At 64.0% G+C, this 19,530-nt stretch carries 18 protein-coding genes; 10 read left to right on the top strand and 8 right to left on the bottom strand.

Going from position 1 to position 19,530, the window contains the following annotated elements:
• Positions 1 to 122: 122 nt before the first annotated feature.
• From G3N58_RS27550 to mnmC, 4 genes are all read right to left on the bottom strand, one after another.
• Positions 123 to 761 carry a MarR family winged helix-turn-helix transcriptional regulator gene (locus G3N58_RS27550; protein ID WP_167049102.1) on the bottom strand — a complete coding sequence of 213 codons (639 nt, stop codon included), beginning with the start codon at positions 759 to 761 and terminating at the stop codon, positions 123 to 125.
• Between the two features lie 576 nt (positions 762 to 1,337).
• Complete coding sequence (locus G3N58_RS27545; RefSeq protein WP_167049104.1) at positions 1,338 to 2,453, bottom strand: YbdK family carboxylate-amine ligase; 1,116 nt, start codon at positions 2,451 to 2,453, stop codon at positions 1,338 to 1,340.
• 101 nt (positions 2,454 to 2,554) lie between these two features.
• Positions 2,555 to 3,760, bottom strand: coding sequence for a cation:proton antiporter (locus G3N58_RS27540; protein WP_167049106.1), 1,206 nt, complete (start codon positions 3,758 to 3,760; stop codon positions 2,555 to 2,557).
• Positions 3,761 to 4,717: 957 nt separating this feature from the next.
• A complete protein-coding gene (gene mnmC, locus G3N58_RS27535) occupies positions 4,718 to 6,694 on the bottom strand; it encodes a bifunctional tRNA (5-methylaminomethyl-2-thiouridine)(34)-methyltransferase MnmD/FAD-dependent 5-carboxymethylaminomethyl-2-thiouridine(34) oxidoreductase MnmC (RefSeq protein WP_206000794.1) in 1,977 nt (658 codons plus the stop codon).
• Positions 6,695 to 7,130: 436 nt separating this feature from the next.
• Here mnmC and G3N58_RS27530 point away from each other — a divergent pair, with 436 nt between their 5' ends.
• Positions 7,131 to 7,409 (top strand): HU family DNA-binding protein, encoded by a 279-nt coding sequence (locus G3N58_RS27530; protein WP_085482965.1) that lies wholly within the window; start codon positions 7,131 to 7,133, stop codon positions 7,407 to 7,409.
• Positions 7,410 to 7,534: 125 nt separating this feature from the next.
• Here G3N58_RS27530 and G3N58_RS27525 read toward each other — a convergent pair whose 3' ends face one another.
• From G3N58_RS27525 to G3N58_RS27515, 3 genes are all read right to left on the bottom strand, one after another.
• A complete protein-coding gene (locus G3N58_RS27525) occupies positions 7,535 to 8,881 on the bottom strand; it encodes a GTP-binding protein (RefSeq protein ID WP_206000793.1) in 1,347 nt (448 codons plus the stop codon).
• A 260-nt stretch (positions 8,882 to 9,141) separates the two neighbouring features.
• Positions 9,142 to 9,588 carry a lytic transglycosylase domain-containing protein gene (locus G3N58_RS27520; protein ID WP_167049112.1) on the bottom strand — a complete coding sequence of 149 codons (447 nt, stop codon included), beginning with the start codon at positions 9,586 to 9,588 and terminating at the stop codon, positions 9,142 to 9,144.
• 176 nt (positions 9,589 to 9,764) lie between these two features.
• Positions 9,765 to 10,058, bottom strand: a complete 294-nt coding sequence (locus tag G3N58_RS27515; protein WP_167284415.1) for a hypothetical protein — start codon at positions 10,056 to 10,058, stop codon at positions 9,765 to 9,767.
• A 29-nt stretch (positions 10,059 to 10,087) separates the two neighbouring features.
• Here G3N58_RS27515 and gspD point away from each other — a divergent pair, with 29 nt between their 5' ends.
• The 3 genes from gspD to gspF are packed head-to-tail and all read left to right on the top strand — an operon-like array spanning position 10,088 to position 15,181.
• Positions 10,088 to 12,451, top strand: a complete 2,364-nt coding sequence (gene gspD / locus G3N58_RS27510) for a type II secretion system secretin GspD (RefSeq protein ID WP_206000792.1) — start codon at positions 10,088 to 10,090, stop codon at positions 12,449 to 12,451.
• Entirely contained in the window at positions 12,448 to 13,959 is a 1,512-nt protein-coding gene (gene gspE, locus G3N58_RS27505; RefSeq protein ID WP_205988623.1) for a type II secretion system ATPase GspE, read from the top strand. The genes gspD and gspE overlap by 4 nt, the downstream gene beginning before the upstream one ends.
• Before the next feature lie 4 nt (positions 13,960 to 13,963).
• Positions 13,964 to 15,181 (top strand): type II secretion system inner membrane protein GspF, encoded by a 1,218-nt coding sequence (gspF, locus tag G3N58_RS27500; RefSeq protein ID WP_167049120.1) that lies wholly within the window; start codon positions 13,964 to 13,966, stop codon positions 15,179 to 15,181.
• A 93-nt stretch (positions 15,182 to 15,274) separates the two neighbouring features.
• Here gspF and G3N58_RS27495 read toward each other — a convergent pair whose 3' ends face one another.
• Positions 15,275 to 15,688, bottom strand: coding sequence for a type II secretion system protein N (locus G3N58_RS27495; RefSeq protein WP_206000791.1), 414 nt, complete (start codon positions 15,686 to 15,688; stop codon positions 15,275 to 15,277).
• A 134-nt stretch (positions 15,689 to 15,822) separates the two neighbouring features.
• Here G3N58_RS27495 and gspG point away from each other — a divergent pair, with 134 nt between their 5' ends.
• The 6 genes from gspG to gspL form a co-directional block, all read left to right on the top strand.
• Positions 15,823 to 16,287, top strand: a complete 465-nt coding sequence (gene gspG / locus G3N58_RS27490) for a type II secretion system major pseudopilin GspG (protein WP_167049124.1) — start codon at positions 15,823 to 15,825, stop codon at positions 16,285 to 16,287.
• A gap of 25 nt (positions 16,288 to 16,312) precedes the next feature.
• The gene (locus G3N58_RS27485) at positions 16,313 to 16,789 is read left to right on the top strand and encodes a GspH/FimT family pseudopilin (protein WP_241017254.1); all 477 of its coding nucleotides are present in this window, start codon (positions 16,313 to 16,315) and stop codon (positions 16,787 to 16,789) included.
• Position 16,790: 1 nt separating this feature from the next.
• Positions 16,791 to 17,240 (top strand): type II secretion system minor pseudopilin GspI, encoded by a 450-nt coding sequence (gene gspI / locus G3N58_RS27480; RefSeq protein WP_206000789.1) that lies wholly within the window; start codon positions 16,791 to 16,793, stop codon positions 17,238 to 17,240.
• On the top strand, positions 17,218 to 17,895 hold the full coding sequence (locus G3N58_RS27475) for a prepilin-type N-terminal cleavage/methylation domain-containing protein (protein ID WP_206000788.1): 678 nt from the start codon (positions 17,218 to 17,220) through the stop codon (positions 17,893 to 17,895). The genes gspI and G3N58_RS27475 overlap by 23 nt, the downstream gene beginning before the upstream one ends.
• A 1-nt stretch (position 17,896) precedes the next feature.
• Positions 17,897 to 19,039, top strand: coding sequence for a type II secretion system minor pseudopilin GspK (gene gspK, locus G3N58_RS27470; protein ID WP_206000787.1), 1,143 nt, complete (start codon positions 17,897 to 17,899; stop codon positions 19,037 to 19,039).
• Positions 19,040 to 19,067: 28 nt separating this feature from the next.
• Positions 19,068 to 19,530, top strand: a 463-nt coding sequence (gene gspL, locus G3N58_RS27465) for a type II secretion system protein GspL (RefSeq protein ID WP_241017253.1), incomplete at its 3' end; no start/stop codon positions are given.

The raw sequence follows: 19,530 nt of genomic DNA, 5'->3' as shown, positions 1-19,530 counted from the left end.
AACGACATGCCGCCGGCCTGTCATTGCGCGACCGCCAGCCGTCCGACAGCCGGCTTACGCCGGCCGCCGGACCCGCGAGGCCATGATAGCGAATGGTCCCAATCGCCCCGAAAGACGCCGCGTTAGACCGCGAAAATCTTCCAGTTCTTCTTCTGGGTAGCGACGTCCGCCTTTTCGTGCACGGAGCAGTCGAGACGCAGATCGGTGTCCGCCATGTTCAGGTCGAGCAGCGCGCAGTGATGCGGCGTCTTCTTCGGATTCTTGCTCGGCTGGAAATGCGAGCAGCTCAGGCACATGCGGTGCGCCGGAATCGTGTCCTGCGCCTCGAGCTGATGGATGGTCTTGAGCAGCGTGCGATAGAACACGGCCTGCTCTTCTTCACGCAGCGTGCCCACTGCCTTGCTCAGGAAGTCGGGCCACTGGGCCGCGCGCTTCGCGGCCGTGCGGCCACGCGAAGTCAGACGGACAGCAAGGGCGCGGCCATCGTCGAGGGCGCGGCGCTTTTCGACAAGACCCTTGGTCTCGAGCGTGCTGACCGCATCGCTGGTGGTCGCGGCGGTCAGCGCCGTTTCGCGGGCAATCTCGCCGAGACGCATCGGCCCTTTGCGCTGCATCAACAGCACGAGGATTTCGCCCTGGGTCGGCGTGAGGCCTGCGCCTTCCGCCCATTCCCAAGCCTGGCTGCGCATCGCCGTGCTCAATCGCAAGAGGCTGTGGGTCACACGCCCAGCTGCCTGTTCTCCGTATACACCTTCGCTCATAATCTTCGATTCGTTTATTTACCGCTTTTGTGCGATGCCGGCAAACTGCTTGCCGACCGCGCCCGTTGCGTGTGTGGGGTAGCTTCGACTGACTGCTGACGAAACCGGTGGTTCAACTATCTCAAAAATTTACCGCCCGGCAAACCGCTAGCGGTTGAAAACGACATTCTATGCGAGGTCGGCAAATCGTACAGCTAACTTATCCAACCCACTCTGTGGATAACCAGGGGAAAACGTTTGGATAGCCTGTGCAACATTTCCCGATAACGCCCCGGACAATACCTGACCGCTTCCTGTCCGTCCTTGTCCGACAAGGTCGAAGCCCATTTCGCGATACCTCGTTATCATTTCCGCAGCGCGTTGACTTTGCAAGGAATTATTCAGTTGTCCACAGCCTCAGGCAATGCTTGTTAACGACTACTACGCTTGTATACGTAAACTTTGGAAAAACCTGAAGGGGGTCACGGGCAAAAATTTTTTAAAAGACATTACGAAAAAAAACCCGCACGAGGCGGGTTTCCCTGAAACGTTACGTAAATGACACTCGCGAGCGCGATTTTGTGAATGACCTCGCGACTAGGCGCGCCATTGCAGACACTGCTGCCGCACCGCTTCGTGCAAGGACTTTTCCCGCGCAAACACGCTGCGCAGCCAGGTTGCATCGTTGATCTGGCCGCGCGCAATCGCGCCGATTTCAGTCAGCGCATTGGTCGAGCCCAGCGTTTCGGCATGCGCGCCGATCAGTTCGAGCGTTTCGAGGATGTCCTCGGAAATCGTCTTGCGTTCGCCCGTTTGCGGATTGATGCAGGTGCCGCCGAGACCGAAACGGCAGGCCTCGAAGCGGTTGAAGGTATAGACAAGGTAGTCGTCCTCCTTCGGCGCGATCGGCTTGTCGAGCAGCAGATGCCGCGCGAGCGTCTGGATGTAGCAGGCAATCGCCGCGGCGCGGTCGACCGAAAACGGCGTATCCATCACACGTACTTCGATCGTGCCGAAGCCGGGCTTCGGACGGATGTCCCAGTAAAAGTCCTTCATGCTGTTGACCACGCCGGTGTGGACCATCTTCGAGAAATATTCCTCGAAGCTGTCCCACGTGAGCACGAACGGCGCGCGGCCCGACAACGGAAACGCGAACACCGAATTGAGCCGCGCTGAATGGAAACCGGTATCGACGCCCTGCACGAACGGCGACGAAGCGGACAAGGCAATGAAATGCGGGATGAAACGCGACATCGAATGCAGCAGATACAGCGCGCTGTTCGCATCCGGGCAACCGATGTGCACGTGCTGGCCGAACACCGTGAACTGCTTCGCCAGATAGCCGTATAGCTCGGAAAGATACTGAAAACGCGGCGTATCGACGATCTGCCGCTCGCTCCATTGCTGGAAAGCATGCGTGCCGCCGCCGCACAGGCCGACATTGAGATGATCGGCCGCGGAGACAAGCGTGTCGCGAATCTGGCGCAGATCGGCCACGGCCTGCTCGTGCGACGTACAGATGCCGGTCGACAGCTCGATCATGCTTTCGGTGATTTCCGGCGTGATGTTGCCGGGGATTTTTTCGTCCTTGATAAGACGCAGCAGATCCGAGCCGGCCTTGGTCAGATCATAGTCATGCGTATTGACGATCTGCATTTCGAGTTCGATGCCGAATGTGAACGGCTTCGAATCGATGAAGGGTTCGAGTGACATGGCGTCCCCTGAGTCAGGTCGTTTGAAACGGATGAGTTTAAAACGGCTTCGCGAGTCCGGCGCCGCCGTCTTGCCACGCCGCGCTCATGTTGGGTTCCCGCTTACTCTTCGCGCCGTTCGGCGACGAGCGCGAGACTGCGATACACGAGCCACGGCCCGAGAATCTGCAGCACGAAAATCGAACACATCACGATGGCGCGCAATTGCGGATCGAAGTTCGGATAAAGGTTGTAGGTGTCGTCGACGAGCAGATAAGCCAGCGCCGACATGGGCGACAACGACAGGCCGAGCGCCACGCCCTGTTTCCAGTTCAGGCCGCTCGGCTTGGCGAACGCGAGCACGCCGACCAGCTTCGCCACCAGCCGCGCCACGATCAGCCCCAGCGCCGCAACACCGCCGAGCGCGATGTGCCGCCATTCGAACGCGGTCAGCGTTAGCACGAACAGGATCACGGTCAGCAGCCAGCCGGCCGTGCCGAAATGCTGCGGCCACAACTGCGGACGAGCCTCATGATTTTTCACGATGATGCCCGCGGCGAGCAACGCGAGAATCGTCGACAGCTTGAACAGATGCGCAACCGCGATCGCGAGCAGCACGAGACCGAACAGCGCGACGAACGAATGCTCGTCGTGCATGTTCAGGCGCCGATAGAAGAACGTGCAGGTGCGCGCAAGCAGATACGCGAGCACGAGCGAGCCGATCAGCAGATACAGCGGCTGCAGGATGGTCGCGAAGACATTGCCGTATACCTCCTGATGCAGCCAGCTCGAGACGAGCTTTTCGATCACCACCGCATACATGCTGTTCAGCGCGGTCAGCGTCAGCAGACGCTGCGTGACCTGCCCTTCCGCGCGCAATTCCGTTTTCAGCTGGATCACCATCGCCGGCGACGTCGCCATTGCGATCGCGGCCAGCACGGTCGCCACCATCAGCGGCACGTTCAGGAACAGCAGAACCGGCAGGACCAGCACGAAAGTCAGCGTGGCTTCGGCGACGCTAGACAGGATCAGCCACGGATTACGGCGGATCCAGCGCAGATCGAGCCGGCTGCCGAGTTCGAACAGCAGCAGGCCGAGCGCGACGTCGAGCAACGGCCGCGCGGCGCGCGCGGCATCGGCGTCGATCACGCCGAAACCGGCCGCGCCGGCAACGAGACCGATCACCGCATAACCGGAAATGCGCGGTAAACGCCAAGCGCGATAACACAACTCGCCGCACAGCCCGGCGGCAAGCAAGGCAAGTCCGGCCCAAAAGATGGCGTCGGGCGAAAGCGGCCACGCTGGAAGAAACGAAAACGCCGAATTCATCGTGATGGGTTCTCCTTGTCAGCAACGGCAGACGACACGAACCGGCGCAGACGCCGGCGAGCGAGCGGTCAACGCCCACTGTCGCAATCTCGCTTCGCGAAGTCAGCGTTGCGAGTTTCAATGATCGGATGATCGGCATGCGCCGCGGCCGGAAAAGAACCGCGAAGAATCCGGCACGTTCACGGATGCGGCTATAGCAACCGGTACGGTGAAAGAACGCCGTCGACTTTGAATCAGATTCTGTTTGACCGGCACCGTTCCGTTGCAATGCGTGCCGCCAGATACGGGGGGCACAACGCGGAAAAGAACGGCGATTGTGCCATAGCTTTTTCTGTCTCAACCGAAAAGGCACCAACTCGCAGGCAAAACGGTAAAAACGTACGCGATCTTCGTGACAAACGGTGACAAGAGGAAAAAGCGACCGTTTTACTCATGAAAAATAGCCGGCGCGGATTGCGAGCTTGAGCGCTGCCTGTGTGTTTTTCATGTGCGTTTCCGCATAGAACCGGTGAAGTCCAGCGATGTTTTGACGGAATTGCGCCAGTCGATGGGCGGGGCGTCAGCCTCTGCCTTCGTTGTTTACTGGTTTACCGTATGTATACGTAGTAACAGTTAACAAGCTGCCTCGCTTTCTGTGGATAACTCGGGTTTACCGAAACGAATCAGCCAATTACCGGCCGCATAACCGGATGCACAGCGTGTGCGGCAGCGGCAGGTATACGCGGGCAACTTTTTGCGCTTTTCGGCGACGCGCGAGTTACCCCGTTTATGTCCACAACGGTTCCACACGACTTGCGCCGGTTAACCGCGCGGTTATCCACAGGGGCTGGTGGATAACCTGCGTTGCGAGTTAACCGGGTTAACCGTCGGGATGAACCGCAGCGGCGTATACGGCAACAGCATGCGACGATCACGCAGCGTGCGGTTGCGACCGCGACCGTTAACGAGGGAGGGCGGTTAACCGACCGTTCCCTGCCGCAATCCACGCAGCAGGAACCGGGCCGGGTCGATGTCTTCCGCGAGGTCGCGTTCGAGCGGCCACGGCTCGCCTTCGATCTGCGAGGCGATCAGTTCCGCGCCAAGCGCCGCCCATACGAGACCGCGAGACCCATACGCGAATGCGCCGTACAGGCCGTCCACGCGCGGCAGATCGAGCGGCCATGCGCCGCGCAGGCGGGCGGCATCGCGGGTGGCCGCGGCTTCGTCGGCGAGCTGGCCGATCATCGGCATGCGGTCGCTCGTGACGCAGCGAAACGCCACGCGTCCCGCGAGTTCGGCGATTGCCGCCGGTTGTGCGACGTCGAGCGCGCTCGCGAACACGGGCAGCATCTGCGCGACGCGCTCGATGTTCTCACGATGACCGTCCGTTCGCAGCGACGTATCGGGATCGTCGAGTTCGTAAGTGGCGCCGGCCAGCGTGACGCCGTTCGCGAGCGGCACCGCGTAACCCTCGCCGATCACCGGCAGCGCGAGCGGCGCGACCGTGCCCGGCGGCAGTAAGCTCAACTGACCGCGAATGCTGCGGGTCGGCGCATGACGCAAGCCGGCGATTCGCGCGGCCTCGTGCGCACCGGCGACGATCACGACCGGCGCGCGTACTACCGCATTGCCCGCGATATCTAAGACGGTCCACTGGTCGCCGGTTCGTTCGAGCCGCGCGACCTCGACGCCGAAGCGTCGTTCGAGCCGCTCGCCCGCCGCGGCGAACTGCGCGGCGCATAACGAGGCCGGATCGATCCAGCCGCCGTGCGCAAAGAACCAGCCGCCGCGCGCGAGCGGCATGCTGGCGAGCGCCGAAGCCTCGCTGGCGGAAACCGGCCTCACGTAGTCGGACGGATAGCGGAACGTCGCGATTGCAGCGCCGATCGAGCGAGCTTCGTCGTCATCGGCGGCGATTTGCAGCAGGCCCTCGCCGCCGCGCGCGAGCCGATGACCGGCCGCTTCGAGCGCGGCCCAGCGATTGAGCGTATAGAGGAAACCGGCGCGCGTGACGCGCGAGGCGACGCTGTCGTCGCGCGAGATCATCGGATGGAAAACGCCCGCGGGATTGCCCGACGCATCCTGCGCCACCGACGCGTGCCGTTCGAGCGAGGTGACGCGCCAGCCGCGCGCCGCAAGCCGTTCGATCACGGCACAGCCGGCGAGCCCCGCGCCGATCACGACCGCATGCCGCTCGGCATGCGCGAACGGCGCGGGCGGTTCATAACGGCGCACCCGCCAGCGCGGCGCGAAGTGACCGACCAGCATCGCGCGCTTCCAGCCGAAGCCGTCGACCTTGCGATACTCGAAGCCGCATTGTGTCAACGCGCGTTTGACGTCGCCGGCGCTGCTGTAGGTGGAGAAGGTCGCGCCCTCGCCCGCGACGCGCGCGAGCGACTTGAAGATCACCGGGCTCCACAGCTCCGGATTTTTCGCGGGCGCGAAACCGTCGAGATAAAACGCGTCGGCGCGCAGGCGCAACGCAGGCAGGCTGTCGGCCGCATCGGCGAAGACCAGCGTGAGCACGACACGGCCGCCTTCGAATTCGAGCCGGTGCGTGCCTAGCACGAGCATCGGCCATGCGTGCGCGAGCGTATCGGCAAGGCTCGCAATCAGCGGCTCGGAGAGCGTCTTCGCATAGACGCGGCGCAGATCGTCGGCGCTGAACGGATGCTTTTCGATCGACACGAAATGCAGCCGCTCGCAACGCGACGGATCGGCGCGCCACGCGGCCCACGTCACGAGAAAGTTGATGCCCATGCCGAAGCCGGTTTCGAGCACGGTGAACGTGCGGCGGTTCTGCCATCGCCCGGGCAGCGCATTGCCGCGCAGAAAAACGTATTCGGCCTGTTCGAGCGCGCCGACGGCGCTGTGATAGATGTCGTCGTAGAGCGGCGAAAACGGGTTGCCGTTGTCGCGAAAAGCGAGGACGGCGGGGATCAGCGGATCGGTCATGCGCAGCGGGAAAACACGCTCAAATGGATGCTCGAAGGAGCGGTCCGGTCGTTGTGGCCGGCGCGCGCGGCTCGCGGAGCGCCGGAAAAAGGCGGATGCGCATCTGTGCTGCGTTGGCAAAAACCAACGCCAAGCCCCGTCAGCACTGGGTTTCAGCCTCGTTTTAAGGGTTAACCAAGGTGAAAACTCCGGTTTCCTTGCTGGATCGGCCCGAGAACCGCGCAAATCTTCGAAACCCTTATCCTGATTGGGTTTGCGCTGCGCTATCATAGCAAGCGCCGCGAAGGGAGCGGCAGCACGGCCGGCGAACAGTCACCTGTCCGCTGCGAGAGATTCTCGGGGATCAGGGCCGCAGCTGCTCGACGGCGCGGTGCGCGCACGTATAATCGGCGCGTTCGCGCTGTTCGTATCAACCTAAACTCAGAAAGGAACCTTAATGAACAAACAGGAATTGATCGACGCTGTCGCAGGACAGACGGGCGCCAGCAAGGCTCAAACCGGCGAAACGCTGGACACGTTGCTCGAAGTGATCAAGAAGGCTGTGTCGAAGGGTGAAGCGGTCCAGTTGATCGGCTTCGGCAGCTTCGGTTCGGGTAAGCGCGCAGCGCGTACGGGTCGCAATCCCAAGACCGGCGAAACCATCAAGATTCCGGCAGCCAAGACCGTCAAGTTCACCGCCGGCAAAGCGTTCAAGGACGCAGTCAACAAGCGCTAAGCAGATCGATCTGCCGGGCAGTTGACACCCGCTAGAAACCCGCCCATGGCGGGTTTTTTTTCGTCCGCGATTTCGTTTCCGGCCAGCGGGAAAATGCCGGGCGCTGTGCCTGGTGCGCCCGGTGCTCAATCGTGACGATGCACGATTTCGCCGTGGCCATCTCCGCAGTGCTCGCAATCGTGGCCGTGATCGTGATGGGTGTGACCCTGTTCGCCGTCATGATCGTGATTGTCTTCGTCGAAGTCCCATGCGGGGAACGGATCGTCGAACTGCCGCCAGGCCTCTGACCCGAGCGCGTATTCGGCGTCGCTGAGCAGGCACGCGTCGAATTTCGCGCGCCACGCGGCCGGATCGATATCGATGCCGATCAACACCAGCTCCTGGCGACGGTCGCCGATGCTCGTATCGTCCAGATCGCCATACCAGTCGGCGGCGATTTCGGCGCTCAGTTCGTCGTCTCCGTCGGGCCATTCGCTGCGATCCTGCGCGGCCCACCACATGCCCGCCGGACCATGCCGGCAGGCACCGCCCGCTTGCGACAGCGAACCGGCGATGTCATTGCGCGTCGCGAGCCAGAAGAAGCCCTTGCTGCGCAGCACGCCCTTCCATTCCTGATGCAGCAATTCCCACAGCCGCTGCGGATGAAACGGCCGGCGCGCGCGATAAATGAAATTGCCGATGCCGTATTCGTCCGCTTCGCCGTGATGCGCGTGGCCGTGCTCATCGTCGTGGCCGTGATCGAGCGAGGCGAGCCAGCCCGGCGCGCTCGACGCCTCGTCGAAATCGAAGCGCCCCGTGTTCAGCACCTGGTCGAGCGGCACGCAGCCGAAGCGGCTTACCACCTGCACCGCGCGCGGGTTGATGCGCGTGAGGATGCCTTGCAGGCGCGCGAGTTCGTCCGTGCTGACGAGGTCCGCCTTGTTCACGACGAGCACGTCACAGAATTCGATCTGCTCGATCAGCAGTTCGACGATCGTGCGGTCGTCTTCTTCGCTGACGGCGACGCCGCGTTCGGCGAGCGCCTCGGCCGAGGCATAGTCGCGCAGGAAGTTGAACGCATCGACGACCGTCACCATCGTGTCGAGCCGCGCGATATCGGATAGCGATGCACCGTCATCGTCGACGAACGCGAAGGTTTCGGCGATCGGCATCGGTTCGGCGACGCCGGTCGATTCGATCAGCAGCGCATCGAAGCGCTTTTCTTCCGCGAGGCGGCGGATCTCGTTCAGCAGATCGTCGCGCAACGTGCAGCAGATGCAGCCGTTCGACAACTCGACGAGCTGTTCCTCGACACGCGACAACTCGGCGGCGTGACGCACGAGCGCCGAATCGATATTGACGGCGGCGAGATCGTTGACGATCACCGCGACGCGCAGACCGGCGCGATTCGCGAGGATGTGGTTCAGGAGCGTGGTCTTGCCGGCGCCCAGAAAACCGGAGAGCACGGTGACGGGCAATAGCGGCTGGTTCATCGCGGTACGGAGAAAACAGGAAGATGGGAAGGCATGCCGGGCCCGGCCTTGCATGAACCGCTTGGCCGTTTTGCCGCGCGAGCCCGAACGGATCGTCGCGGCAGCATGAAGCCGCATTGTGCATCAAAACGGCCATGGGCCGCGCGCGAGCATCGTGGCGGCGAGAGGCACGGCCGTATTCGTGGGGAAAATCACGAGGAAAAAACGGAAGAAAGCACGCCAGCGAACGAGAAACCCGGCAAACCGCTTTAGTTCTCGTACTAGCGTGCGGCCGGCATCAACTTCCAGCTACGCAGAATCGCGACGATCTGCTGCGAGTACTTGTCGCGCAATGCCGGCGTTTCGGAGTGGTACGCGCCGACCGCCTGCCACGTATTGCCGTACTTGTTCATCTGCCGGCGCAGATGCCACGCGGCGATATAGACGTTCTTGCACGGCTCCATCAGCGTGCCCTGCGAGATGCCGTATTGCGCGAGCACAGGCAGATGGATCGAGTTGATCTGCATCACGCCGTAGTCGGTCGAGCCGTTCGCGTTCTTGTGCTGCGCGTCCGGCCGGTTGTGCGATTCCTGCCAGGCGATGGCCCGCAGAATCAGCGGATTAACCTTCTGATATTTGGCCGCCTCGTCGAAACAGTCGGCGCGCGCCGACCCCGCTGCCGCGAGCAGGGTCAGGGTGACAACGACAGTAACGAACGGACATTTCATCGCTAAAGACAGCCAGAAAATCTCGGAGTAAGGATCAGTAAGGCGTTTTCCCGGCCGCGTTTTTGCCGCGAGAGGCAGGCTGGCCGGGTGTTTATCGCGCGTCGGGGAAAACCCGCGTGAGCAAACCCATAACGGCGAGTCGAACGGCTCGTATCATACCGGCAGTCTGAACATCGTCAAGTTGGCCAACCGACATAAGGCAGCACAAATCCGCGTGCTGAGATTCGCTCCTGAAGCCGGTTTGCTTTCAATTGAATGACAACCCAGCGATCTTTTAAAGGAATCGCGCGAGGTCGTCTGTTTTGTTTCAAATCCGACATGAAAAGCTGGTACTGTTCGTTTTTTTCGGACATTGGCGAGCTGGTGTTCCACGCGGAAATCGTTTTCGCAACCGGCTCGTAAGCCGATCGGGCAATGGCTTGCCGCCGGGTCCGCATCGCATGACCGTCGGTGGCAGCGGCTGCCGGCATCGATATCACATTCCATGAGAAGAAATTGTATGGCTTTGCGTCGCGTGGCAACGGCGCTGCTGGTGGCTGGGTTGATCACCGCGCAGACAGCACAGGCAGAGGTGACACTGAATTTCGTGAACGCCGACATCGATCAGGTCGCGAAGGCGATCGGCGCCGCAACCGGCAAAACGATCATTGTCGACCCACGGGTGAAGGGACAGCTGAACCTCGTTTCCGAAAACGCTGTACCTGAAGATCAGGCGCTGAAAACCCTGCAGTCGGCACTGCGCATGCAGGGCTTCGCGCTGGTGCAGGATCACGGCGTGCTGAAGGTCGTGCCCGAGGCCGACGCCAAGCTGCAGGGCGTGCCGACCTACGTCGGCAATACGCCGAGCGCGCGCGGCGACCAGGTGGTCACGCAGGTCTTCACGCTGAAGAACGAATCGGCCAATAACCTGCTGCCGGTGCTGCGTCCGCTGATCTCGCCGAACAATACCGTCGCGGCCTATCCGGCCAACAATACGATTGTCGTCACCGATTACGCCGACAACGTGCGGCGCATCGCGCAGATCATTGCGGGCGTCGACAGCGCGGCGGGCCAGTCGGTCGCGGTCGTGCAGCTGAAGAACGCGAACGCGATCGACATCGCCCAGCAGATGAACAAGATGCTCGACCCGGGCTCGATCGGCAGCACGGACGCGACGCTGAAGGTATCGATTTCGTCTGACCCGCGCACCAACTCGCTGCTGATCCGCGCCTCGAACAGCGCGCGCCTTGCCGCCGCGCGGGAACTCGCGAAGCAGCTCGACACGCCGACCACGATGCCAGGCAACATGCACGTCGTGCCGCTGCGCAACGCGGATGCGACGAAGCTCGCGCGCACGCTGCGCAGCATGCTCGGCAAGAGCGGCGGCGGCGAAGGCGGTTCGTCGGGCGGCTCGAACGAAGCGAACTCGTTCAACCAGAATAGCAGCGGCGGCCTGTCGGGCAGCAACTCGACGGGCACGTCCGGCACGCCGCCGTTGCCGTCGGGCGGCCTCGGCAGCAGCTCGATGGCCTCGCCGATGGGCGGCGGCGCCTCGGGCTCGAATAACAACGGCGATTTTCTCGGCGGCGACAAGAACAAGAGCGACGACAACCAGGGCGGCGGCATGATTACGGCCGACTCCGCGACCAACTCGCTGATCATCACCGCGCCGGACCCGGTCTACCGCAATCTGCGCGCCGTGATCGACCAGCTCGACGCGCGCCGCGCGCAGGTCTACATCGAGGCGCTGATCGTCGAGCTGAACTCGAATACGAGCGGCAATCTCGGCATCCAGTGGCAGGTCGCGAACAATTCGCTGTTCGCGGGCACGAACCTGGCGGCCGGCTCCGGCAACAGCATCGTCAACCTGACGGCCGCGGCCGTAACGGCCGGCGCGACAGCCGGCGCGACCAGCGGTCTCGGGCTTGCCTCGGCGCTCGGCAATGGCACGCTTCAGCAAGGCCTGAACGTCGGCTGGATTCACAACCTCTTCGGCGTACAGGGTCTCGGCGCGCTGCTGCAGGCGCTCTCGCAGACCGCCGACGCGAACGTGCTGTCCACGCCTAACCTGATTACACTCGACAACGAGGAAGCGAAGATCGTCGTCGGTACGAACGTGCCGATCCAGACCGGTTCGTACTCGAACCTGACGAGCGGCACGACGAGCGCGGCATTCAACACGTTCGACCGCGTCGACATCGGTCTCACGCTGCACGTGAAGCCGCAGATCACCGAAGGCGGCATCCTCAAGCTGCAGCTTTACACCGAAGATTCGGCGATCGTGAACGGCACGAACAACTCGACGACGAACCCGGCGGGCCCGGAGTTCACGAAGCGCTCGATCCAGTCGACGGTGCTGTGCGATAACGGCGAGATCATCGTGCTCGGCGGCCTGATGCAGGACAACTACCAGGTCAGCAACAGCAAGGTGCCGCTGCTCGGCGACATTCCGTGGCTTGGCCAGCTGTTCCGCTCGGAGCAGAAGACGCGCGACAAGACCAACCTGATGGTGTTCCTGCGTCCCGTCATCATCAGCGATCGCGATACCGCGCAGGCTGTCACGGCGAACCGCTACGACTACATCCAGGGCGTGCAGGGCGCGTACCGCTCGGACAACAACATCATGAAGGATCGCGACGATCCGGTCGTGCCGCCGATGCCGATTGGCCCGAGCCAGGGTGGCGTGCCCGCGATGAACCTGTTCGATCTGAACCAGATGCGCCGTCAGCAGATGATGCCGCAGCAAGCCCCCCAACAAACGCCGCAACAGGCCGTGCCGCAAGCGGCGCAGCCCGCGACGACGCAACCCGTGCCGCAGCCCGCCGTCATCGCCCCGGCGAGCAGCGTCGAGCCGAACACGATGTCGCCGGGAGCGCGTCCGTGACGCAGACGCCCGCGCAATCGCAGCGCACGCACCACGGCGAGGCCGTCGGCGAGCACGCGGCGCCCTCGCCGCTCGCGGCCCGGCTCGTGCCGTACGGCTTCGCGCGCGGCGGCCAGATTCTCGTCGCGCATCAGCACCCCGACAGCCTCGAAGTCTGGATCAGCGAACGCACGAGCGACGCGGCGCTTGCCGAGGTCGCGCGCAATTTCGGCGCGGTCTCGGTCGTGCGCATGCCGGCCGACGAACTCGCGCAGGCAATCAACCAGGCCTACGCTCGCCAGGACGGCAGCGCCGCGCAGGTGGTCGGCGAGGTGGAAGGCGAAGTCGATCTGTCGCGTCTGATGCAGGACATCCCTGAGGTCGAGGATCTGCTCGAATCGGAAGACGACGCGCCGATCATCCGCATGATCAATGCGCTGCTCACGCAGGCCGCGCGCGAACAGGCTTCCGACATTCACATCGAGCCGTTCGAGAATGCGTCGGTCGTGCGCTTTCGCGTCGACGGCACGCTGCGCGACGTGGTGCGGCCGAAAAAAGCGCTGCACGGCGCGCTGATTTCGCGCATCAAGATCATGGCGCAGCTCGACATCGCCGAGAAGCGTCTGCCGCAGGACGGCCGCATCACGTTGCGCGTGGGCGGCCGCCCGGTCGACGTGCGCGTCTCGACGCTGCCGACCGGACACGGCGAGCGCGCGGTGCTGCGTCTGCTGGAGAAGGATGCCTCGCGCCTGAATCTCGAAGCGCTCGGCATGGCCTCGGACACGCTCGGCCAGTTCGACAAGCTGATCGGCAAGCCGCACGGCATCGTGCTCGTGACGGGCCCGACCGGCTCGGGCAAGACCACGACGCTGTATGCGTCGATGTCGCGGCTGGAGACGGCGACCACCAACATCATGACGGTGGAAGACCCGATCGAATACGACCTCTCGGGCATCGGTCAGACCCAGGTCAACGAGCGGATCGGCATGAGCTTCGCGCGCGCGTTGCGCTCGATTCTGCGGCAGGACCCGGACGTCATCATGATCGGCGAAATCCGCGACCTCGAAACGGCGCAGATCGCGGTGCAGGCGTCGCTCACGGGCCACCTCGTGCTCGCGACGCTGCACACGAACGACGCGGCCTCGGCCGTGACGCGTCTCACGGACATGGGCGTCGAGCCGTATCTGCTCGCCTCGTCGCTGCTCGGCGTGCTGGCGCAGCGGCTTGTGCGGCGGCTGTGCCCGGTATGCCGCGAAGAGCGCACCGAAGAGGACGGCAGCAAGCGCTGGCATCCGGTCGGCTGCGATCGGTGCGGGCACTCCGGTTATGCGGGACGGCGCGGCGTGTACGAGTTGCTGCTGATCGACGAATCGATCCGCACGCTGATTCATCGCAACGCGGCCGATGCGGAAATTCTCGAAGCGGGCCGCGCGCAGGGCATGCGTACGCTGCGCGAGGATTCGGAGCGCTGGCTCGAATCGGGGCTCACCTCGCTCGAGGAAGTGATTCGCGTGACGGGCGGAGCATAAGCGCATGCCGGCATTTCGTTTTGAAGCGATCGACGCCGCAGGCAAGGCGCAAAAAGGCGTGCTCGACGCGGACAGCGCGCGCAGTGCCCGCACGAACCTGCGCTCGCAAGGGCTCACGCCGCTCGTCGTCGAACCGGCCGCCTCGCGCACGCGCGGCGAGCGCGATCAACGGCTCGCGCTCGGGCGTCGTCTGTCGCAACGCGAGCAGGCCATTCTCACGCGGCAACTCGCGAGTCTGCTGATCGCGGGGCTGCCGCTCGACGAAGCGCTCGCGGTGCTGACCGAGCAGTCGGAGCGCGATTACATCCGCGAGCTGATGGCGTCGATTCGCGCCGAAGTGCTCGGCGGTCATTCGCTGGCCAATGCGCTCACGCAGCATCCGAAGGATTTCCCCGAGATTTACCGGGCGCTCGTCGCGGCCGGCGAACATACGGGCAAGCTCGGTCTCGTGCTGTCGCGGCTCGCCGACTACATCGAACAGCGCAATGCATTGAAACAGAAGATCGTGCTTGCGTTCACCTATCCGGCGGTCGTCACGCTGATCGCGTTCGGCATCGTGACGTTCCTGCTCAGCTATGTGGTGCCGCAGGTCGTGAACGTGTTCGCGAGCACGAAGCAGCAGCTGCCGATTCTCACCGTGCTGATGATGGCGCTGTCGGGCTTCGTGCGGCACTGGTGGTGGGCGATGCTGATCGGTGTTGTCGTGGTCGCGTATCTGGTGCGCTCGACGTTGAAGCAGCCCGGCCCGCGTCTCGCGTTCGACCGCTGGCTGCTGACCGCGCCGCTGCTCGGCAAGCTCGTGCGCGGCTACAACACCGTGCGCTTCGCAAGCACGCTCGGCATTCTGACCGCGGCGGGCGTGCCGATTCTGCGCGCGTTGCAGGCCGCCGCCGAAACGCTCAGCAACAACGCGATGCGCGAGAACATCGACGATGCGATCGTGCGCGTGCGCGAAGGCACCTCGCTGTCGCGCGCGCTCGGCAACACGAAGACGTTTCCGCCGGTGCTCGTGCACCTGATCCGTTCGGGCGAGGCGACCGGCGACGTGACGACGATGCTCGATCGCGCGTCCGAAGGCGAAGCGCGCGAACTCGAACGGCGCACGATGTTCCTCACGAGCCTGCTCGAACCGCTGCTGATTCTGGCGATGGGGGGCGTGGTGCTCGTGATCGTGCTGGCGGTGATGATGCCGATCATCGAGTTGAACAACCTCGTGCAGTAATGGGCAGCCGCAGCGCGAGGAAGAACTGAAAGGCGAGGAAGAAACGGAAAGGATGGCGCGGCGGGCCGCAGCGGCCGCGCAACCGTTTCTGGTTTAGCGTACGTAGATGGTGGGGCCGCTCGCGTTGGGAGGCAGGAAGACTTCGGAGTGCGCGCCGTTGCGGTCGATGATGATCGAGCGGGCGCGGACTTCGGAGAGTTTGGTGCCTTGCATGAGCGTGCTGCCGAGCGACACCGCATGAGGCGGTTCGCCGCCGACGCTGACGATTGCCGCAGCGCCTTCGCGTAACGCGAGGATGCCGAACAGATGGATGTCCTGATTGACGTTGCGCTGCAGCTGTCCGCCGAACAGCGTCGCGGCCTGCTCGGTCGAGACCTGCGCATGCGTGGCGGCAGCCGGCAACGGCGCGCCGGACATCGTGGTGAGGGTGATGACCCAGTAGGTCAGCGTCGCGCAGAAAGCGGCGAACAGCGCGAGCGACAGGAGGCGGATTTGGATGGCGTTCATGCGCACATTGTACGGACTATTGTGAAAATTTCGGTGGGTTGAAACCCTTCAACTCCATGACATTAAAATGACCGACCCGGCGTGTTCAATATGCGCCCAAGTCGAAAATTTCACCTGAAAAGAGGTAGCAAGCTATGCAACTGTCGACCATTCGCCGCGCTGACAACGCGGGTTCGCGCAGCCGTCGCCAGCGCGGTTTTACGCTGATCGAAATCATGGTCGTGATCGCGATTCTCGGCATTCTCGCCGCGTTGATCGTGCCGAAGATCATGAGCCGTCCGGACGAAGCGCGGCGCGTCGCCGCGAAGCAGGACATCGGCACCGTGATGCAGGCATTGAAGCTCTATCGCCTCGACAACGGCCGCTATCCGACCCAGGAGCAGGGCCTGCGCGCGCTGATCGAAAAGCCGAGCACCGACCCCGTGCCGAACAACTGGAAGGACGGCGGCTACCTCGAGCGTCTGCCGAACGATCCGTGGGGCAATGCGTACCAGTATCTGAATCCGGGCGTGCACGGCGAGATCGACGTGTTCAGCTACGGGGCCGATGGCAAGGCCGGCGGCGAAGGCAACGATGCCGACGTCGGTTCGTGGCAATAGTCCGTATCGGTATTCCGAGAGTTACATGATGTCCACGCACGCGAGCCGGCGCCGCGCGGCCGGCTTCACGCTGCTCGAAATGATGGTCGTGCTCGTGATCGCGGGCCTGCTCGTGTCGCTGACCGCCGTGACGATGACGCGCAATCCGCGCACCGACCTGAACGAGGAAGCGCAGCGTCTCGCGCTGCTGTTCGAATCGGCCGGCGACGAAGCGCAGGTGCGCGCGCGGCCGATCGCATGGCAGCCGTACGACGGCGGTTTCCGTTTCGATCTGCGTACCGAGGACGGCTGGCGTCCGTTGCGCGACGACCTGCTCGGACCGCGTCAATGGGAAGGCGGCGTGACCAGTGTCTCGATCAGCTATCCCGGTTCGGATTCGCAGGCCGATCGCATCGTCTTCGGCACCGAGGCGATCGACGTGCCGGTGCAGGTCACGCTGTTTTCGGCGGCCGGACAGGCGACGATCGTCGGCACCGGCAATGGCCGCTACGAGGTGCGTTGACATGTTTCGCCGCAGCAGGAACGCCTGCGCCCTTCCCCGCCGCACGAACCGCAAGCCGCGCGGCCATGTTTCGCGTCGCGCCGCGCGCGGCTTCACGATGATCGAAGTGCTCGTCGCGCTCGCGATCATCGCGGTCGCGCTCGCCGCGTCGCTGCGCGCGGTCGGCAGTCTCGCGAGCGGCGAGGCCGATCTGCATCAACGTCTGCTCGCCGGCTGGAGCGCCGACAACGCGCTCGCGCAACTGCATCTGACGCATGGCTGGCCGAACGTCGGCGAAACGAGCTTCGATTGCTCGCAGGGCAATCTGCAACTGGTCTGTACCGAACATGTGACGGCGACGCCGAATCCGGTGTTTCGCCGTGTCGAAGTCATGGTGACGATGCCTGGGCGCTCCGGCAATCTCGCTCAGATGGTCACGGTGGTCGCGAATGAAAACAACCGCTCGCTCTGAGCGCCGCCGCCGGGTCGGCGCGCGTGGCTTCACGCTGATCGAACTGCTGGTCGCGATTGCGATCCTCGCGGTGATCGCGGTGCTGTCGTGGCGCGGGCTCGACCAGATCATCCGCGGCCGCACGACGATTACGAACGCGATGGAAAACGAGCGCGTGTTCGCGCAACTCTTCGACCAGATGCGCATCGACGCGCGCCAGGCCGCCAGCGACGATGAAGCCGGTCAGGCCGCGGTCTCGATCTCCGGCAACACGCTGCAGATCGTGCGGTACATGGTTTTGCTGGGCAAGGCGCCGCGTCTGCAGGTCGTGCGCTATCGGATCGCCAATGGACGCGTGGTGCGCTCGGCGTCGCCGCCGCTTGGCAACGTCGGCGAGTTGCGGCGCGCGCTGAACGGCGGCGACAGCGAGGGCTGGAACGCGATCCCGCTGATGGGCGGCGTCGGCTCGATCTCGGCGCGCCTGTACGTGCCGAAGCTCGGCTGGACCACGCAGATGAACGACGTGCAGGCCGCGATCGGCGAAGCCGCCAACAATCTGAGGGTGCCGCAGCTCGGCAATGCGCCGATGCCGCGTTCGGCGACGGGACTCGAGGTGCGCATCGGCGCGACCTCGCTTGCGCGGCCCGTCACGCGTGTTTTTCTGATCGGAGAATGAAATGACGTTCTCCCCGTTATCGCGGCGGCGGTGTGCATCGGGTGCGCGAGTGCGCGCTCGCGTTCAGGGGCGTCGCGCGCGCGAGCGTGGCGTCGCGATCATCAGCGCGCTGCTCGTCGTCTCGCTCTCGGCGATTCTCGTCGCCGGCATGCTGTGGCGTCAGCAGGTGCAGGTCCGGCGCATCGAAAACCAGCGGCTGCTCTCGCAGGCGCAATGGGTCGCGCGCGGCGCGCTCGACTGGACGCGGCTGATTTTGCGCTCGGAAGGCGACACGTCGGCGGGCATCACGTATCTGGGCGGCTTGTGGGGTGTGCCGATCGCGCGTACGCGCCTGTCCGATTTCCTCGGACAGATCGGCGAGGTGCGCGCCGAGGAAGGCGCGGCCACGTATCTGTCCGGTTCGATCGAGGACGCGCAGGCCAAATTCAATCTGCGCAATCTTGTGGCGAGTCCCGCGCCCGGCGTGATGCAGCTGAACGCGGAGCAGACCGCCGCGTATCAGCGCCTGCTGATCTCGCTCGGGCTGAGCGGCCAGCTCGCCAAGGCCACCGCGTTGCAGATGCGCACCGCGCTCTCGCAATCGGCGACGCGCTTCCAGACCGGCACGCCGACGAGCAGCGCGACGCCGGTCGGCGGCGGTGGGGGCGGGGGTGGCACAGGCGGCGGCAGCTTCACGAGCCAGCCCGGCATCGAAGACGCCGACGAGAACCCGGCGGTCGCGCCGCTGCAGATGATCGGCGTCGACTCGCTGCTCGACATTCCCGGCTACACGCCCGAAATCGTCGAGCGTCTGCGCCCGTTCGTCACCGTGTTGCCAACGATTACGGCGCTCAATATGAATACCGCGTCGGCCGAAGTGATCGCGGCCGTCGTCACAGGCATGACGGTGTCGCAGGCGCAGACGCTCGTTGCGCGCCGGCAGACCGTGTTTTTCCGCAACACCGGCGACGTGCAGCTCGCGCTGACCGCCTCAGGCGTGCAGTCGGCGTCGATCGATGCGAGCGAGTTCGACGTCAATTCGAGCTACTTCCTCGTTCACGGCAGCGTGCAGCACGAGCGCGCCACCGTGGACCGGACGACACTCGTCTATCGCGATCCATTGACTCACACTACGCGTATCGTGCGGGTGCAAGACCAACTATGAACTACGCAATCCCGAGAGAGAGTGGCCTTTGAGCACGCTGATCGTTCTATTGCCGCCGCGTGATCCGGCGGTGCCCTCGCAGGAATGGCAACTGCCCGAGCTGCCGTTCGTCCTGCTCGACAAGACGGGCCGCACGCAGCGCGCCGGCCGTTCGGCGCTCGCGCTGCTGCCGCGCGCGAGCGTGGCCGTGCTGATGGTCGCCGCGCGCGACCTGCTGCTGATGCCCGCGACGCTGCCGCCGCTGCGCGGTCCGAAGCTGCGTCAGGCGCTGCCGAATATCGTCGAGGATCAACTGATCCAGGACCCGCAAACCTGCCATATCGCGGTCGATCCGCAAGCGCTCGGCGATGGCCGGCAATTGCTCGCGATCGTCGATCGCGGCTGGTTTCGCTTCATCTGCGAGGCGTTTACGGCGGCCGGTCATCGCAGCCTGCGCGCGGTGCCGGTCACGCGTTGCCTGCCGCAGGCTCCCGTGATCGAGACGCCCGCGA

This window comes from Paraburkholderia sp. Ac-20342 (genome assembly GCF_017104985.1).
In the GTDB taxonomy this organism is placed as follows: domain Bacteria; phylum Pseudomonadota; class Gammaproteobacteria; order Burkholderiales; family Burkholderiaceae; genus Paraburkholderia.
Note: the sequence above shows the minus strand (reverse complement) of the source record. Positions and strands in the feature narration are given on the sequence as shown.

Coding starts and splice junctions, on each gene's coding strand:
- gspG (WP_167049124.1), top strand. CDS start 15,823: ATGCAACTGTCGACCATTCGCCGCGCTGACAACGCGGGTTCGCGCAGC.
- gspF (WP_167049120.1), top strand. CDS start 13,964: ATGCCGGCATTTCGTTTTGAAGCGATCGACGCCGCAGGCAAGGCGCAA.
- G3N58_RS27530 (WP_085482965.1), top strand. CDS start 7,131: ATGAACAAACAGGAATTGATCGACGCTGTCGCAGGACAGACGGGCGCC.
- G3N58_RS27485 (WP_241017254.1), top strand. CDS start 16,313: ATGATGTCCACGCACGCGAGCCGGCGCCGCGCGGCCGGCTTCACGCTG.
- gspK (WP_206000787.1), top strand. CDS start 17,897: ATGACGTTCTCCCCGTTATCGCGGCGGCGGTGTGCATCGGGTGCGCGA.
- G3N58_RS27545 (WP_167049104.1), bottom strand. CDS start 2,453: ATGTCACTCGAACCCTTCATCGATTCGAAGCCGTTCACATTCGGCATC.
- gspD (WP_206000792.1), top strand. CDS start 10,088: ATGGCTTTGCGTCGCGTGGCAACGGCGCTGCTGGTGGCTGGGTTGATC.
- mnmC (WP_206000794.1), bottom strand. CDS start 6,694: ATGACCGATCCGCTGATCCCCGCCGTCCTCGCTTTTCGCGACAACGGC.
- G3N58_RS27515 (WP_167284415.1), bottom strand. CDS start 10,058: ATGCCGGCAGCCGCTGCCACCGACGGTCATGCGATGCGGACCCGGCGG.
- G3N58_RS27525 (WP_206000793.1), bottom strand. CDS start 8,881: ATGAACCAGCCGCTATTGCCCGTCACCGTGCTCTCCGGTTTTCTGGGC.
- G3N58_RS27475 (WP_206000788.1), top strand. CDS start 17,218: ATGAAAACAACCGCTCGCTCTGAGCGCCGCCGCCGGGTCGGCGCGCGT.
- gspI (WP_206000789.1), top strand. CDS start 16,791: ATGTTTCGCCGCAGCAGGAACGCCTGCGCCCTTCCCCGCCGCACGAAC.
- G3N58_RS27495 (WP_206000791.1), bottom strand. CDS start 15,688: ATGAACGCCATCCAAATCCGCCTCCTGTCGCTCGCGCTGTTCGCCGCT.
- G3N58_RS27550 (WP_167049102.1), bottom strand. CDS start 761: ATGAGCGAAGGTGTATACGGAGAACAGGCAGCTGGGCGTGTGACCCAC.
- G3N58_RS27540 (WP_167049106.1), bottom strand. CDS start 3,760: ATGAATTCGGCGTTTTCGTTTCTTCCAGCGTGGCCGCTTTCGCCCGAC.
- G3N58_RS27520 (WP_167049112.1), bottom strand. CDS start 9,588: ATGAAATGTCCGTTCGTTACTGTCGTTGTCACCCTGACCCTGCTCGCG.